Genomic DNA, 18,022 nt, shown 5'->3' on the forward strand with positions numbered 1-18,022 from the left:
TTGCAGAGACCTAAACATCTCGCAATAGCTTTTTTTTATTTATTTTATTTAGCTTGTGCAGTATCTTTTTCTTTTTTCCTTTTGAATAGAAGGAATAGTAAAAGTGCTAGCACTGATACTCCAGCTATTGAACCCCAGAATACTGGTTTGTTTTCATACCATCTAACGAATAGATTTGTTGAAACTGTGATTTCTCTTTGGAAATCATATCTTGGTTCAAATGTAAATTTACCTTCGTTATTCTTGTAATTTGTATCTAAAACATTTCCTGCTTTATCTTTTATTACATATCTAACATTTTGTCTTATGCCTTCTGCTAATTCTATATTTCCTAAGTATTGGTTGATATTGTCGAATTTATCAATCTTATCTACCAATTCATCGTTAACATAGATTTCTACTGAGGCAAGACCAAGCGCATCAAACGCTTCAAAATTGATTGGTAATTTTTTACTATTTACAAATGCGTATTCCATTCCCTTAACGAAAACTAGTTCTGGAGCAGTACTGTCAACAACGAATTGTATCATACTATCACTATCAATATTTTCTTTAAGGTTTCCAGCTTTATCTTTAGAAACTAGGAAAATTTTGTATACACCGTCTTCTTTTAAACTATCCTTATTGATTATATATTGATAATTGTGGTAGCCTGCCTTATCCACAGATTCTAATATTTGGAAGTCTACATTTTCCAAAGCTTGACCATCTCGTGTGATTGTCAATTTAATACTGTTTTTGTCTAATTTTGATAAGTTTGATTCAGTTATTACCAAATCATTTTCAACAGCTTGTGTGTAGTTTCTATTTAAATCTGATAGATATTGTGAAATTTGATAGATTGAACCATATCTATTTATGATAAAGTTCATTACTTCTGTTTTCGTGTTGCCAGCTTTATCTCTTACAGTTACAAATAGCTTGTATTTACCTTCATTGTTTATGGATTTTACTAGCGTATCAATCACAATCTTGATTGATTTATTTGTTTTATCAATATTATTTACATATTGTTCTGTAACGTCCTGATCAATGCCTGATTTATTTGTTCTGAATAGTTTAAGATCATATCCAGCGATATTCACATCAGACATATTTATAATTGGTAAAATTTCACCATTATATTGGCCATTATTTGATATACCAGCTATATTTAAATAATCAATTTGTTGGTCGATAGTAAAGTTTTTTGGTGATGCAGATTTACCATAATTGATATCTCCATTTTTATTTGATGCAAGATCTGTAACTTTAACATCAAGTTTATAATCACCATCTTTTCTAAATGCTATCGTTGCAAAATGAGTATCTCCTGAAGATGACCAAACAATATTAGGATTATTTATTGTTTTACCATCCAATGAAGATTTCAATGTTATCTGAACATTTTCTCTACTAAAGTTTCTTTCCACAATTCTAATAACAGCCGTTCTCGGATTATTGAAATATCCGTCGATTCCACTATTATTATTGTAAGAAATATTTACAACCGGATTTGTAATATCCACTATAAATGAATCTGGATTTGTTGTTCCATTTTCATAAACTATTGGATTCATCTTATTTCCAGCATTATCTGTGAAATCTAAATCAAATTTATAATCACCATCTGCGGAATAGTATATCCTTGCAATATGGGTTGTATTATCTCCATTATCTCCACTTGATGACCATGAAGAAACTGATGGATTTGGTCCATATTGATTCTTTAAGTTAATTTTTACACTATTAGGATCGAAGTTTCTTTCTAGGATTCTAACAGTTGCAACCCTTGGTTTATTATAGTATTTTGAATTGTAATTTGTGTTGTTATCGTAAGATACGATAACTGTAGGTTTTGTAATATCAATCTTGATTTTCTCAGATTTTCTCGCAGAATTTGTGGCATTATCTGTCGCAAATACCTCAATTTCAACATTATTTGAATTATTCAAATTACTATCAACAATAATATATGAATTAAATCGATTTGTTAATTCATCATATTTTGGTTTAGTCTTTGTAAAGTTAAATAACGTACCTTCTTGTGTTACTTTACCATTATTTAGTACTCTATATGAAATGTTTTTTAATCCTGTAGAAGAGTTTGAAACTATCGGATCTAATACAGATATATCAACTCTTACATTGTCCTTATATATTCCATTTATTGGTTTTTGAGGTGACACACTCACTTCTGGTGATATGCCTTCAATTCTAGGATCTGTTTTATCGACAATCATTCCATCTGTAGATACTAAAGTATAGTTACCGGATCTATCTGTCACTCTTAAATAAAGAATGAATTTTTGGTCATTTGAGAATCTAATTGATCCATTATAAGGCCTCCATGCATCAGACTGCATCAAGGCTTGATTACTCATCACGCTTGTAGAATTTGAAACTAAATATTCTACAGATTTTATACCAGATGTTGAGTCACTTGAAGTTGTCGTTGCACTTATACCTGATTTTGACCAGATTCCAAAGTATGCATCTTCTATTTTCTTAATCCATGTTTGTTTATTACCTTCATCAGTTATGGATGTTATAGTACCTTCTGGTTTAACTGTATCGACAGTAAATTCGAATGGATTGTTTTGTCTACTAGTATTTGGTGTGTCCGCCTTATTACCTGCCATATCAGTATATGATACAAAAAGCTTATAGTTTGCATCAACATTAAAGTTTACATCTATAACATGTGTATCATTATCAGGTGTTGAACCTTTACGACTTGTCCATTCTCCAATAATATTAGAAATATTTACACTATTACCTTTACTATCAACCGCAGTAATCTTAATATTATTTTTCGCTACCACCTTATCAAAATGATTTGATCTTTCTTGAATTTTTATTGTCGCTTTTCTTGCCTTTGCAAAATATTTTGAATTATTGTAGCTACTATTATTGTCATAGTTGATTGAAATAGCTGGCTTTGTAATATCAATATCATAACCCTTTGTTATTGTATTTTCATTTCCAGCATTATCAACAACTTTAACCACTAATTTCACATCTGATCTATTATGTGTTTTAGCATCAATCACAATATCTTTAGATATTGATGTAGTCAGATTGTTGTAATCGGTTATAGTTACAGGATCTTTATCATATATTACAACAGGTTTAGCATCCTTTAATACAACGTCTGAATTTATAATGTAATATTCTAATTTTCTAATACCTGAGCTTAAATGTGGATCAATCGCACTAATATTTACCTTTACATCTCCATTATATATTTGTTTTCCTGGATCAGTTATTGTAATATTTGGTTGTTTATTATCATGAATAATAGGATTACTGCTTAGATATGTTACTCTTCCAACTCTATCGGTTAACTTAAAGTAAACAACACTCCTACTATTTTTATTTATTGTTACAGTATCACCAAAATCAAATTTAATATTATCTAATTCAGCATCTGTCTTATATTTAGTAAAATCATCATCAATGTAATACTCAACTTTTACATCGGTCATATCTTTTACTTCTATTGCCTTCACATCAACATTTCGACTTGATATCAATCCAAAAGTTATAAACTCAACAAAGTCTTCCCATGGATTTTTTCTTATGGCAATCTTACCAGTTGGTTTATCCAAATCGATTGTAAATGAGAATGGATGCTCATCATAAATATATGTTGATTTATCCTTATTTGATATATTGTTTACATCAAATGGCTCAAGTTCATTATCCGCTTTATTGATATATGCCATGCTTATATCATATTTACCTTGTTGTGTTAATTTTACATTTATTGTTTGATAATTTCTTGTAATCTCTGTAACTTCAATATCATCAGTTGGCACAGTATGCATCTTGCCTTCCGCATCTTTATATTTGATTACTAAGCCATTTACTAAAGCATCTTTATCAAATGTAAAATCATTATCATATAGGGTGATTTCCATATTTCTTGCTTTATCATAATATGCTTCACCATCTTCATAATTTGTATAGGTATCATTAAATCTTATATCCGCTTTAGGTTTTTTACTACTCTTTGAGAATAGCGCAACCTTGTTATCTGAAATATTCCCTGTATTATCAATTGCAAATACTTCAAGCTTGATGTTGTTGGATTCAACATCTGTCAAATCTAATCTTATAGTTTCTATTGATTCATATTTAATATCATCAACATTATAATTTGCCACTTCTTGTTTTGATTCTACTAATTTATTATCAATATATAAATTGTAGTAAACTTGTGACAATCCAGAATACCTAGCAGAAGAATTAGTCTTGCCATCTTTTACAGAAATTACAATTTTTGGATTTGTCTTAATAATCCCATTCTTATTGCCTTCTGGATAGGAATCAAAATTAATTTCTGGCTTGGTATTATCTACATAAATTAAATCGGTACGAACAAATGAAAACTTCTCAACATTATCAATTACAAAGAAATAAATATATCCTTTACGGTTTAATGGAACACTCACTTCTTCTAATTTATCCTTCATCCTGCCATCATTTGCATCATAAATTGATTTCAATTGTCTAGCATTTAGAAGAGCTTCGGAGAAATAATATTTATATACAATATTTTTATCTTCAATATTTGTATGTTTTGCAGAATCTAATTTAACTGCAGTTTTTGTAAAAAATTTATCTCCATTATTTGTTTCATTGTCTACTGTATATTGTTTTCCATTTACAGTATATTTCATTTCTAATTGAGGATGTGTTAAATCAATCTTAAAGTTTAATGGATTTTGCTCTGGCACAGAAATTATACTATCTGGAGCATTTCCATGAGTATCTTTATAGTTAATTGATAATTTGTATTGCCCATCTTGGTCAAATTTAATTTCTAATAGATGAACATCCTCATCAGGTGTATTTCCCTTAATTGTAGTCCATTTACCAATATCATCTTTATTAAAATCTAAATCTTTGCCATTATAATCCTTATAGTCTATCTTAATTGAATTAAATGCAGCCGCCTCATCAAAGTGATTTGATCTTTCTTTAATTTTAATTAATGCTTTTCTTTCTTTAGTATAGATATTTGTCTTTTTATATTGACTATCATTGGTATATGAAATATCAACTACCGGTTTTGTTGTATCAATATCGATAGGAATTTGTTTAGAAGAAACATTGCCCGCAAAATCATAAGCTACCATCTTAAATACAATATCTGATCTGTTAATTTTCTTAGGATCAATACTAATGGTTCCTTCTTTTATTCTATTTGCCTCAGCATTTATATCCTCATATTTTTCATATGTTTTTTTATCATTTTCATAAACTACAACTTTGTGTAAAGGATTATCGTCATTATGATTATCTGTTAAAATTTTATATTCAATCTTCTTGATACCTGAAGAGAATTTTAAATCTTCAAGTTTATATTTAATATCTAGCTTTTCTACACTGCTATTAATATTGCCTTTATTAACGACATTTAAATCTAAATTTCCAGGCTGTTGATCGATGACTACACCATTTGTGTTAATATAAGTCTTTCTTCCCCATTTATCAAAAAACTTAAAGTAAACAACATATGCACCATCATCTTTTATAGTAACACTAGACCCATCCTTAAAATCCACTTGTTCAAGCTCTGCTAATGTCAATGGTTTTATGCCTGTATTTTTTGCTATATAGTAGCCAGTGTAAACTCTAACAAAGTTCTTATTGCTAGGTACCGCAGTAAAAGTTACTCTATCATTTTTAAATAGACCAAATGTAATTATTTCTTTAAAAGTATCCCAGGAATTTTGTGACTCTACAATTTTACCTGCTGGCTTAATTAAGTCGATGACAAATTCAAAAGGATTTTGCTTTTCAATCTTTGTTGAATTTTCTCTTACATTTTGTCCTGTCTTCTCAACAAATGGAAGTACTGGATTATCAGCATCATCTTTATAGTTAAATTTTAAGTTATATTTACCATGGTCGTTAAATATAATCTTAAATTTATGAACATTACCATTACTTTCTATATGCGTTACATATTTAGTACTATCTTGTGGTCTATATATTACGCTTTCTGCCCTATTTATTTCAACTGAATTAATAAATCTTTCTACTGAAAAATCAGGATTTTCGTCCGTTACTGTAACCTCAGCTGTTCTAGCTCCATCGTAATAATTATCTGCATATAGTGTTTTCTCTTCTCCTAAATATTCTATATCTACTTTAGGACCAAGAGTGTCAAACTTAAATGACTTTGTCAAAACATTTGATTTGTTTCCAGCACGGTCACTTGTGTAAAATGAAATTTCAATTTCACCAAATTTAACATCTTTTATGCCTTCAATGTCCATGATGTTAAAATCTAAATACAAATCATTCTTATATTCGTTATTAGGATTATCAATTAATTGTGATTTTTTAGAGATAACTTCAGCCCCTGTACTATCTTTTACTTTTACATCATAAAAGATATCTTTTACTCCAGAGCCACCGTTGTAAGAAGGTTCATAATTATCTCTAATTCTCAATTTTAGAACATTATCAGTTATATAATTGTTTTTATTGATTAAAGGGTCTTTATCAAATACTACTACTGGACTACGATCATCCATATAAATTTTTGCTGTTTTTAATACACTCACATTATCAAATTTATCAATCGCAGCGATATATAGGACTGACATCTTTTCCTTTGGAGTTTCTGGCATTGTATCAGAAAACATATCTGGATAATATTGTAATCTTCGTTTAATAGAACCTTCATAATCTGAGAACTCATCTGCAAAGATATATTTAAACTTAACATCCTTATTATCTTTTAATAAGTCAACTCGCACTAATTCAATGCTTTTATTAATATATGTCCAATCTTCATTTACAGGAGTTTCTGTATCATATTTAACTGTTTGATCACCAACTTTAAGTGTTGCTGCAAAACTTGGTAACTCACCTACTACTGTAAATCTATCATATAAAATTTCTTTTGTAGTTTTAGCATTACTAAATATTTCATCACTACTAATTTCTCTTTGGAATGGATTGTTATAGTTTAATTTAACATTAAAATCCCCTTGGTAAAACTCTAATGTGTATTTGTTTTCCTTTTTTGTTATATTAAAATTCTTTGGCAAATCTTTTGAATTTAAATTATAAGTATTTCCATCAATAGTTACAGTTAAATAATCTTTTCCTTCTTCAAACTTATTTTCATTTAATATTTCTAATTCTAAAACTCTTTTGTTATGATATCTGTTATTTGTATTATCTATTAATGCAGATTTATCATCTTTAAGAATGGTTGACAATTTATCTTCTAATAGTCTAATATTTTGAGTTTTCAAAAGACTACTATTTCCATCCTTATCTATAGCAATAAATCTAATACTATATGATGTATTCGAATCGGTATCTTCTGGATTATAGATATTTTTATCTAACATCAATGAATTTCTATCATTTGTATTGATAGAAAGATTGAAGATAATTTTATTTTTTGATGGTGAAAAATCAATATTTCCTTCTTTAATATTTTTTTCTATTACTTCACCTTTATTATTTAATTTATCAACTTCATATTTGAAGTTTTGGAAAGAAGCAGCAAATAGTCTTTCTCCAGACTTATCAGCAACCGTCCCATTTACTTTAATTCCACCATAGAAAATATTATTTTTTGAAAGATCATCGGTTTTTGTATTTGAATTTAAATCTTCAAATTCTAATAATTCCAAATCTAATTCTCTAATATTTTCTTTCACAGTTTCTTCAACTGTTTCTTCAGATGTTTCCTCTTTTATAGTTTCTTTTTGTGTTTCTTCTACAGTCTCTTTTATAGTTTCTTTCTCTGTTTCAGCATCAGTATTTTCTACTGTTTCCGCTTGTGTTTCTTCTGGATTTTCTGTTGTAGTCTCTTCAACTGTCTCACTTACAGTTTCATCTTCAGCAACTACAATATTTAGCGGTACAGATGATAATAAAATTAAAAAAGCTAATGTAAAAGATAATATTTTTTTAATTAATTTCTCCTTTTTGTTCACTCTTTTTCTCCCTTCTATTTTATCAAGATCGATAAAGCTGTAATATTATCTCTCTCTTGCCTTTGCTTATTAAGTTCTATCAATTCAACTAAATTATTCTTCATTTCATTTTCACTTATATTGTTACTTGGACTTAGCATATTTAAAATCTCATAATTACTTATCTCATGCCTAAACCCATCACTACACAATAAGAAAACTGTATCCTTTCTTGTGTCACCAAAATAAAAATCAGGATATACCTCAATTGATGTCCCGATACTCTGAAGTAGTACCGACTTTCTCTCGTCCGTCTTTGCTTGTTCTTTTGTTATTATTCCTCGATCTACTTCCCTCTGGACAAGCGTCTGATCCTTTGTAATTATTCTAATATTATTATCTGTAATCTCATAAGCTCTAGTATCACCAACATTTGCAATATAATATCTATCATCTGTCAATAACAATAAAGTCAATGTTGAACCAATTGTAATATTATTTTTTTTGCCATAAAATTTAATATCAGAATTTTTCTTATCTATTAAATTTTTAACTGCATTCTTAAAATTTTGATCATCTAGACCATTAAATATCATATTTGGCAAAACACTTACCGACCAGGTTTTAATAGCATTTATAATGGATGAACTTGCTAACTCGCCTTGAGAATGTCCCCCCATCCCATCTGCAATTGCAGCCACTACAAAATTTCTATTATTTACATCTAAATTACGAACCAAGTAACTATCCTGGTTCGTATCTTTAATATTTCCCTTATCAGTATGCGCCGAAATAATAACCTTCATATTTTCCTCTATATAAGTGTAAATTTAAACTTCTCATCTGCAAGTTTTATTTCATCATTATCATTAATTTCAATTTTAGTATTTGGAGTGATTATTGACCCATTCACATAAGTATGATTTGTAGAATTAGTGTCTTCAATAAAGTAATTATCAGCGTCTTTTGAAATAATCGCATGACTTCTACTTATTGAAGTATTATCATAAATATGGTAATTAACATAAGATTGTTCTGACCCAATCTTGAAAATGTCTGAGTCGATTAAAATTCTTTCATTATTTTTTTGTCTAATTAGGAATGGTCTTTTTTCTGAATAAACTTCTTCGTCCATTGATTCAGACAATACAGTTGTCTCATTAGTTCCTGAATCATTTCCTAAAACTGTTGTATCTCCAAAGTCTCCATATCTTCCTTTAACAATTTGCTTTGGAGCTTCCTCTTCAGGCTTTTTTTCGATTTCTCTTTCTTCTTTTATTTCTTCATTAAATTTTTTTTTATTAAACTTTTCTCTTATATCTCTTATATCTTTTTTATTATTATTATTATTATATTTTTTTGTATTTTTCTTACCTTTATTTTTACTTCTTTGTTCTTTATATTTTTTAAACTTTTCACCACTAAATCCAGTTAATAGGCTCATTAGAGTGATTTTTTCTTCATCATCTTCTTCAATATCTTCTTCAATGCTTTCATCTTCAACTTTGTTTTTCTTGAAGTTTGGCATAGAGATAAAACCTTTTTTCTTCTCTTCTTTTGGTTTATCTTCTTCTACTGTTTTATCAGATGAAAAACTAGATTCTTCTTTAATCACAGCATTATTTACTGGATTAGTTATAGGAATGTTATTTTCTACTCTTTGAACTTTTTTCTCATTTGAAATATTTTTATTTTTTTCGTTATCTAAATCTTCACTTTTTATGCCTCTGATTTCATAAATAGCTTGTAAAAATCTATCATTTGAAAATTCAAGCATGGAATTTAAGCTATTAATCAATCTACCAACATAATCGTTGTTTTCTTTTTGATCAAATTTAGCATTGAATAATATATTTTTGAAAAATTCTTTTAGATCAACTTTTTCATTTTGTTCTTCTATAGGTAAGCAAATCAATGATGTTTCATTTGTTGCCACATCTACATAGATATACTCTAAATTAAACAACAATCTTTCCACAGGGATTAAATAATTTTCAACTTCTATTGCAGCTTTTACAATTTGCTCAAAAACATCTAAAACTCTTTTCTTGTTTACATTGTCAGCAAAAAGTAATGAAGCTTGAACTTTTGATGTGATATTGTATTTTATAAACTTTTCATCATCAAATTGATTAACAATAGCTTTTAAAACCCCTGTAATATCATTATTTAAGATCATACTTAAAGAAATTTCATCTATTATTTCTTCATTGTTTAATTTGTATACTAAGAATGAATTGTTTCCAAAATTATCAAAATAAAAATTTTTCATATATTACTCCTCATTACCGCTATATTTATATAAGCTTATTAAATTCCAACGTCCATCTAGTTTTACAATCAAAATACCATCATTTGTCATATTCGATGCTTCTTCAAATTGAGCAGGTATAACCATCTCATTTTTAGTATTGATATATCCCCATTTACCGCCTTTTTTTACAGCTGCATGTGAATTTGATAGACTTTTTGCATCTTCATATTGGTATTCTATTACTACTTCACCGTCAAAATTTATAAAGCCCCATTTTCCATTTTTCTTAACTGCTGCTCCATTTGTAATAAATGGTTTAGCATCTTCAAATCCTTCAGCTATTAATTTTCCTTCAGAGTCATATAGATTAACTTTATCCCCAACTTTTGAAAAAATTCTATCATTTTCAATCGGCATATTATATTCATTATTTATAATTTCACCTTCGATATCATATGCTTTTTTATTATCTAAATTATATATTTTTGTTTTTCCGTCTTTAGTACCTACAATGAGACTATTTTCAACATTTGATACTTCATCAAATGGTCCTGCCATCTTGTTATTGCTTAAATCATAAATATTCCAGCCTTCTTTTGTTTTTGCAGTAAATCCTTTAACTGAAATCACACCAGCTTTTTCAATACCTTCAATATTCATAAGATCATGTCTTTTTTCACCTTTCTTATCAATATAGTAATGTTCATCTGATGCTGTTGTTACATATGCTCTATTATTTCTAAATAAATCAGTATATTTATATTTACTTGTAATGGTAGCCTTTAGAGATTTATCCATATATCCCCATTTATCACCTTCCCTAAATGCAACTAATCCATTACTTGGGACTTTAACCTCATTCATAAGTTCATTTATTTGATACACATATTCATTTTTTATATATATATCTTCGATGGATTTTGAACTTAATTTTCTACTTTTAAATTCTTCATATGTAGCAAACATATTAGTATAATCTTTTTCATTGGCATAAAGATTAATTAAAAACTCATAACCTTTTACTTCTTTTGGGAAATCTCTATTTAAGTTTTCTCCAATTGAAATTGCTTCATCTTTCTTTTCAAGTTCTTTGTAGTATTCTGCAAGTTCAATATAGATTTCAGGTGTCTTCTTAATGTCTAATGCTTTATGATAGCTGTTTATTGAATCAACGGCAACTTTTTCTTTTCTAAGCTCCCTCGCTTCTTCAACAGTATTAATATATTTTTTTTCTAAATTTGCTTTTTCATTAAAAAAATAAAAAACAGAAAGAGCAAACATTATTATTAATCCAGCTGGTACAAGTTTTTTATAATTATTCATATCATTACCTCATCATCAATAACACTGTCAAAAACGTTCCAATAGCTATAGATGGAGCAAAAGGGATAATATCGTTTTTCTTCATCTTCTTTACCAGCAATACATACACTGAAACGAAGAAAGATATTATCAAGGATACAATCATTGCATTCCACACATTAGCTAAACCTAAGAATAATCCCATTAAAATAAATAATTTTATATCTCCATATCCTAATGAATTTTTTATAACCACATTGCACAATATCCCACAAAATAGCAATGCTAACGCTCCAATTATTTCATTTTTTATAACTATTCCTAATATATCTGATGTTTTTATAAACTCATATGCCAAAATTAATACCCTGGCTACTAATCCATAAATTATAAATGTATTAGGAATCCTAAAACTATAAAAATCTGTAACTAGTACAACCGCCATTATCGACAACAATACCATAACTTTTATTTGATAAGGAAAATTATAAAAGAAATCATTTATTGGCAATAGATAGGCAATCACCAAATTACTAATTAAAATAACTATAAAATATATCTTAATTAAATTTTCGTTTACCGTTCTAGTTTTATTGTATTTCTCTATATTTTTCTGTTTATCCTCATAAAACAAATAAATAGTTATAAAAAGTGAAATAGCAGTTAAGCCCATTAATATAAAATTATTCATATACCCTCTACCTAATTTCCTTTGACTGGGATTCCACCCAACCATGCTTTTGTTTGTGCAGTTTCATTTATTTTTACTTTGAAATTTAAATCGAAAAAATCAAACAATTCAATTTCATATTTCATTTTTAGAATAATATCTGTGCCTAAACCTTTTTCAACAAATCTACTTCCTTTAAAGTCAAATATATCTCCACTTGTCAAAATGTGATGTCTTTTTACAAATGCATCAAGTGAATCCTCTCGAAAATCTTTTAAATTATTCATCATATAAGATCTAGCATATTTTGTTATTATTTCTTCTTTTCCCCAGTTGCTAGCATGTCCAAGTAACCAAGCAGCACCGTCACCTAAACTAACATCGCCCCAAGCGTCCTTAAATTGCTGACCTGCTTCTTTACCGGACTTATTAGCACCATCGATATCTCCACTTTTTGCACTATCCAAACTATCTTTTACGCTATTAAATGCACCTTTAATATCATCTATAGAAGAATCAACTTTTTCATTACCTTTTAATAAATTTTTTTCAGCTTCATCAAGTCCTGCCGCATGATATGCATAAGCAAATTGACTCATTTCTTTAGCAATATTATTCATGGTTACTTTCAATTTTGCTTGTGTATTAGCCATGTCAATAATAGAAAGTATCATAAAAATTAAAATAATATATATAGTTAATGACAATGTTGCCTCAACAACAATTGCCCCTTTTTCATTTTTTGTTTTCCTCAACATTGTCATAACCTCCATATAGTTTATTTACTTCAGTTCAAAGTTCTATTTTACTTCCTCAAATTTTACATTATTATCTTTAGCGATTTTTTCTGCTATAGATCCAGCTTTACCTTTTACAACTAAATTTTCGTTTGAGAATAATAGTATTGATTTACCATATTTTTCTACAGTAGATGGAATTTCTAATTCTGTTAATGACTCTAAGCCTGAAAGACCAAGTTCTTGAATTTCTTTTAATCCTTCATTTAACTTTAATACTTTTAATTTTTTTGATTCAATAAACGCTGAATTTTCAATAACTTCTAATCCTTCTGCTACTACAATCTCTATAGTGTCATTTGTACCAAAAGCGCCAAACATTACTTTCTTTACATTTTTTCCTAATCTAATTGCTTTTGGACTTTGATTATTTGCAAAAGTATATTTACTTATTTCAGTTACAGGTAAACCATCGATTTCTTCAGGTACATATACCATTTCCTCTTTTCCTGCATAACCTGTAATAGTTAATCCACCATCATTATTTTCTTGTACATTGAAATCTTTAGCTGGTGAAGGTTGCATTGCCATTAAAGCATCATATGAAACTTCTCCTGTACCGTTTGTTTGTTCTTGACTTTCTTCTGCTGTACCATTTTCATCTTTAGTTTCAACAGTATTTGTTTCATTCTTTGTGTCTTCATTTTTAGTATCATTTCCACCACCACATGCAGATAGTGATAATACTAATGCTAAAGTTACAATTGCCATTTTAATTTTGTTCATATTTTTCTCCTTTTAATAACCCCTTATTAAATCAACATCTAATGTTGTCCATCCCTCTAGTTCTATTTTGCCATTAGTATATTTAGCAAATAGTGGTAATGTAAATAACAATGGATTAACTTTTAATTTTGTTTTTAATTTATAATATACTTGTGAATTCTTTAAGGAATAATCATCTTTATTAGCTTTATGTCCTATATTGGTCTGAACTACTTCAGCAAGTCTTTGATATGTTCTAGCACTATTAGGACCACTAAATGACAAAGCTGTAAATAATGTCATATAATCGCTATACGTCAAACCTTCGTCATTATCTAACGTTTCGTCATTTTTTGGATTCATAATATCATTGATAATTGCCGGTAAGTTCTTAACACTCGGAATTTGATAAACCCAATCTTCTGCCTTAGGTTTATATATTTCAACCGGGAATCCCACCTCTAATCTATCAAGATCTTTCCATGTTTCCATAGTAGTCAATAAAGATATTACAATAATCTTTGTTAATGGTATTGGAACTATACCAGCTGTTGCAGCTTGAATAGCTCCCGCAACATAAGTCAATACATCATTAGACCAAAAATTAGACATTGCAGAAATATAATTTAGTGCAAACTTCATCGCAAATATTGTGCCATACGCTTTATCAACGTTGCTTGCATTTTCATCAGTTTCACCAAATAATAAGTATTCAACTTCTGCCATATATGCTGCATTATTTTCTTTACTAATCCTATGGCCTGTTAATGTTCTATTTTTAAATTTAACTTCATCATTAAGTTCATCACTAAACCAAACACCATCTTTTGATTTATATTTTGCTAATGCATCTTGAGATTTCAATCCCTTTCTTTCTGATTTAGGTAATAGTTTAAATCTTCCCTCGTTATCATATGTCGCATAACTAAACATACTCATAGCATATGCAGTAGCATATAAATCATCTCTAATGTTATATAAATCTAGATTAATAATATTTTGTAAAATTTCAAAACCAGCCTTGAATACATCTCCAGCAGAAAAGCCTCCTGGTCCAGTAAATTCTTGTTTTACAGTTGGTTGTGGCTCTCCTTTAAATCTAGATAAGTTAATAAGTTCATCTAATTTTTTTTCAGCCTTATCCTTTGCATCAGATACTTCTTTTTTCTTTTCTTCTAATTCTTCTTTATTTTTACCATGGAACATATCATATGCATATTTGTAGATTTTTGGAACATTTACCTTGTTCTTTTCAGGAATTAGCGTAGGACTTTTATTAATATCTTTAAATCTAGCCATATCCAATTGTTTATAATCATTATTAAACAGATCGTTAAATAATTCTGTTGAATTAGTATTAAATTCAGAATTTGTAACTAATCCATCATATTTAGACGAATTATTATTATAACCATTTTTAAACATATTTTTTCTAAACACATCTAGCGAAACGGCCTTTTTATTTACACCAGTTAATTCGATAGAATTATATGTCATATCATCGAGATTTTTATTCATTTCAATAAAACCATCTTTAATAGCTTCTAATCTATCTTTTAAAATTTGTACATTTTCATCTGTTACAACTGATGAGAGAGACCCAATAACAGTATCATCCTTATTTGCATGTGCATCTCTCTTTTTTATTTCATCATCATCTGTTAAGTCCAAATAAGCTGGATCATCCTCTGGCTTAGCGGGTGTGCTACCATCCCATGCATCATCAGCTTCTTTTTTCCATTGTTTCAATTCTTGTTCATATTCTTTAGCTAATTTCTTAAGATCATCCAGAGAAGCCACTTTCTCATTTAAATATAAAAATCCATCTTTTTCCCCATTAATTATTACATCAAGAAGTTTAATTATTTCTTCATTGTGAATTTTAGTATTATAAAGAGTTTCTGACAAATCGCTAAATGCCTTATCTAAAGTTGTCTCTGATCCTAAATATTTAATTTTTTCCTGACCATAATCTAAATTATTTTTATAGGTATTAGTAATCTCATATGCATTATTTGCAAATCTAACAAATTGTCCACTGCCATCTTTATAAATATTTTGAGACATATAAGTCTTAACTTCATTAAAGGTTTCTGTTAATCGAGTTTTCACTGTACCATCGTCATCACCTTCGATTTTTACTCTATTGTACATATCCAAAGTTAAATAGTACTGTCCAACATTATTCGCCACTTGAACAATATTATCCATTTGTGATCCAGAAGTAATATCTTCAAAAGTTCTCCACCATTTCCAAATATTCGCATCTGATGATTTTGTACCAGGCTTTGTTTTTAACAGTGTATGAGAATCTAACTGAGCATTAATATTAGTAATATCTATTTTTAACTTTTGAAAATCCTTATCTAAATCATTTAATACTTTTTCTACTGTCGCCTTATCAATTACATGAGAAGAATTAAATTTTGTATTATCTTTATTGATAATTTCAGTATAATGACTCTTTGGTTTCAGTTGTTTTGTCATACTACTAAGAGCTTCAGCATTACCGTCTATACCATCTACAAACCTATATTTTGTAAATAATTTATCATGAGCAAATTTATATACATTTTTTGCTTCTTTGATTTTATCATTCAGTTTTCCTAAAGACTCAACTGTATCTATGCCATAGTCTCTAGTTTTATTTGTATACTCATCCAACTTCAAATATGTGTTATATACTCTATTTGAAAATTCTGATTCTTTTTCATAAAACTTTTGTTTTTGTTCTCTTAAATCTTCAAATTTATCTGCATTGGCAAATTTTGTAAAATCTTTTACTCCTGAGTTCTTTATCTTATCAACTATTCTTTCAACAATTTCTATCGGACCTCTATATTTCATAAAATCAATCACTGATTTTCTAATCATTTCAGGTTCAGACAGATTATATTTTTCCATTTTGGTAATAATTTTATCTTCTCCTTCAATTTTTGAAGTTAGAAAGTTAAAATTTTTATCTTCTATTTTACTACTTATCGTTTCTTTGAAATCTTCCTCAGATGATGACATTTTATCATCCATACTCTGTGCAGATCCCATAAAACCATACCAATCTAATAAGTCACCGTCATAATTTGATAATAGTCCATTTAAGCTTAAATCTCCTGCAGATTCAGCTAAAGAGCTTACCAAGTATACTCTTGCTACGTCAACAAATATACTTGTAATCAATAAAGTAGGAACTAGAATCAAAGTTAGAAAAACTGTCACCGCTCCTTTATTACTATTAAACTTTTTCATGTTATGCTCCTATTCTTTATCATCACCAAACAAATTACACTCAAAATTTTTATGCATAAAGTTGTTTGCACAAGTCGCTGCCGTAATTATTTTGCCTTTTGCTTGATCTAGATGTTTACCTAAACCAAATCTATCAAGCATATCTTTACCAAATTTAGCATTTCTTATAAATTCAGGTACATCATGCACCCCTACAACAATATCGGAATTAAGTCTAAAAATTATTTGATCTTCACCGAATATCCAATATGGACTTTTAACTTTAATTATCGCTGTTGAGATTAACTTTGAATTAATAAAATTATTTTTCAATTCTGTATTAACTGATGTTTGATCTTTTTTTATACCACCAAACAATCCTAAAGTTTTACCACTTATTCTTTTATTTATATTTGTATTAACTTCTTCTGCAACTTTATTTCCTTCACCCAACAAATATCTATATGGTTCTAGATTCCTAGCTTTAAATTCTAAACCTTTACCTTCTTTTACTTCACCAAGAAGTGGGTCTTTTATTTTCGCCACACCTTTTACGGTTTCATCCACAACTATAGCCTCTAGTTCAGCTTTTTGAAGATAAGCATTCCCTGTAAATATTAAAATAGCAATTACAAGAAACATAATAGGAAAAACAAAAGACGCTTCAATAATAACTGAGCCCTTATCTTTAGAATACATAATTTCTCCACAAACATGTTTTATTATAGTAATAGTAAAAAGTTATTGGTGATTAGTGTTGCACATAAAATGCACAACACTAATACCATTAACAATTCTAAGAATTTGTAAATTGTTGAGCTTTTTCATTAATATTTCCAAATAAAGTATTAATTAAGTTTGTTACTTGATCTTTGAAAATTAATGCTAAAGCTACAGCTACAGCTATTAAGAATACAATAGCAACGATATTTACATCACCATCTTCTTTTGCGAAGAATTTTTTAGCAGCAAGATTAATATTTTCTAGCATGCTTTTCATTACTAATAAATTCATGTTTTTCCTCCTTTCATGAACTATTTAGACATTGAATGTCTATAGAATAAATAGAAAATATTATAGAATAACAAAATTATTCTATAATATTTTGTTTTTATTCTGTGCTAACTAGGTCTATTT

The 18,022-nt window shown here is 28.4% G+C and carries 10 protein-coding genes; all 10 read right to left on the reverse strand.

Going from position 1 to position 18,022, the window contains the following annotated elements; translation table 11 throughout:
* Positions 1-44: 44 nt before the first annotated feature.
* The 10 genes from HMPREF9709_RS06930 to HMPREF9709_RS06975 all read right to left on the reverse strand — a co-directional run bounded on the left by HMPREF9709_RS06930 (position 45) and on the right by HMPREF9709_RS06975 (position 17,899).
* Positions 45-7,952, reverse strand: coding sequence for an Ig-like domain repeat protein (locus HMPREF9709_RS06930; protein WP_005398885.1), 7,908 nt, complete (start codon positions 7,950-7,952; stop codon positions 45-47).
* A gap of 14 nt (positions 7,953-7,966) precedes the next feature.
* On the reverse strand, positions 7,967-8,737 hold the full coding sequence (locus tag HMPREF9709_RS06935; protein ID WP_005398886.1) for a PP2C family protein-serine/threonine phosphatase: 771 nt from the start codon (positions 8,735-8,737) through the stop codon (positions 7,967-7,969).
* A gap of 8 nt (positions 8,738-8,745) precedes the next feature.
* Complete coding sequence (locus HMPREF9709_RS06940) at positions 8,746-10,203, reverse strand: DUF6382 and FHA domain-containing protein (RefSeq protein ID WP_005398887.1); 1,458 nt, start codon at positions 10,201-10,203, stop codon at positions 8,746-8,748.
* A gap of 3 nt (positions 10,204-10,206) precedes the next feature.
* On the reverse strand, positions 10,207-11,508 hold the full coding sequence (locus HMPREF9709_RS06945) for a WG repeat-containing protein (RefSeq protein ID WP_005398888.1): 1,302 nt from the start codon (positions 11,506-11,508) through the stop codon (positions 10,207-10,209).
* Positions 11,509-11,512: 4 nt separating this feature from the next.
* Complete coding sequence (locus tag HMPREF9709_RS09675; protein WP_005398889.1) at positions 11,513-12,178, reverse strand: prepilin peptidase; 666 nt, start codon at positions 12,176-12,178, stop codon at positions 11,513-11,515.
* A gap of 11 nt (positions 12,179-12,189) precedes the next feature.
* Complete coding sequence (locus tag HMPREF9709_RS06955) at positions 12,190-12,915, reverse strand: hypothetical protein (RefSeq protein WP_005398890.1); 726 nt, start codon at positions 12,913-12,915, stop codon at positions 12,190-12,192.
* A 42-nt stretch (positions 12,916-12,957) separates the two neighbouring features.
* Positions 12,958-13,680: a leucine-rich repeat protein gene (locus HMPREF9709_RS06960; RefSeq protein ID WP_005398891.1), complete on the reverse strand. Its 723-nt coding sequence runs from the start codon at positions 13,678-13,680 to the stop codon at positions 12,958-12,960.
* Positions 13,681-13,692: 12 nt separating this feature from the next.
* Entirely contained in the window at positions 13,693-16,905 is a 3,213-nt protein-coding gene (locus HMPREF9709_RS06965; RefSeq protein WP_005398892.1) for a DUF5702 domain-containing protein, read from the reverse strand.
* A gap of 9 nt (positions 16,906-16,914) precedes the next feature.
* Positions 16,915-17,583, reverse strand: coding sequence for a TadE/TadG family type IV pilus assembly protein (locus tag HMPREF9709_RS06970; protein ID WP_005398893.1), 669 nt, complete (start codon positions 17,581-17,583; stop codon positions 16,915-16,917).
* Between the two features lie 97 nt (positions 17,584-17,680).
* Positions 17,681-17,899 (reverse strand): Flp1 family type IVb pilin, encoded by a 219-nt coding sequence (locus HMPREF9709_RS06975; protein ID WP_005398894.1) that lies wholly within the window; start codon positions 17,897-17,899, stop codon positions 17,681-17,683.
* Positions 17,900-18,022: the final 123 nt, after the last annotated feature.

The sequence above is a fragment of the Helcococcus kunzii ATCC 51366 genome (assembly GCF_000245755.1).
Taxonomy (GTDB): domain Bacteria; phylum Bacillota; class Clostridia; order Tissierellales; family Peptoniphilaceae; genus Helcococcus; species Helcococcus kunzii.

Excerpts from the sequence above, each read along its gene's own strand:
- HMPREF9709_RS06960 (WP_005398891.1), bottom strand. The coding sequence starts at position 13,680 with ATGAACAAAATTAAAATGGCAATTGTAACTTTAGCATTAGTATTATCA.
- HMPREF9709_RS06955 (WP_005398890.1), bottom strand. The coding sequence starts at position 12,915 with ATGTTGAGGAAAACAAAAAATGAAAAAGGGGCAATTGTTGTTGAGGCA.
- HMPREF9709_RS06975 (WP_005398894.1), bottom strand. The coding sequence starts at position 17,899 with ATGAATTTATTAGTAATGAAAAGCATGCTAGAAAATATTAATCTTGCT.
- HMPREF9709_RS06965 (WP_005398892.1), bottom strand. The coding sequence starts at position 16,905 with ATGAAAAAGTTTAATAGTAATAAAGGAGCGGTGACAGTTTTTCTAACT.
- HMPREF9709_RS06945 (WP_005398888.1), bottom strand. The coding sequence starts at position 11,508 with ATGAATAATTATAAAAAACTTGTACCAGCTGGATTAATAATAATGTTT.
- HMPREF9709_RS06935 (WP_005398886.1), bottom strand. The coding sequence starts at position 8,737 with ATGAAGGTTATTATTTCGGCGCATACTGATAAGGGAAATATTAAAGAT.
- HMPREF9709_RS06940 (WP_005398887.1), bottom strand. The coding sequence starts at position 10,203 with ATGAAAAATTTTTATTTTGATAATTTTGGAAACAATTCATTCTTAGTA.
- HMPREF9709_RS06970 (WP_005398893.1), bottom strand. The coding sequence starts at position 17,583 with ATGTATTCTAAAGATAAGGGCTCAGTTATTATTGAAGCGTCTTTTGTT.
- HMPREF9709_RS09675 (WP_005398889.1), bottom strand. The coding sequence starts at position 12,178 with ATGAATAATTTTATATTAATGGGCTTAACTGCTATTTCACTTTTTATA.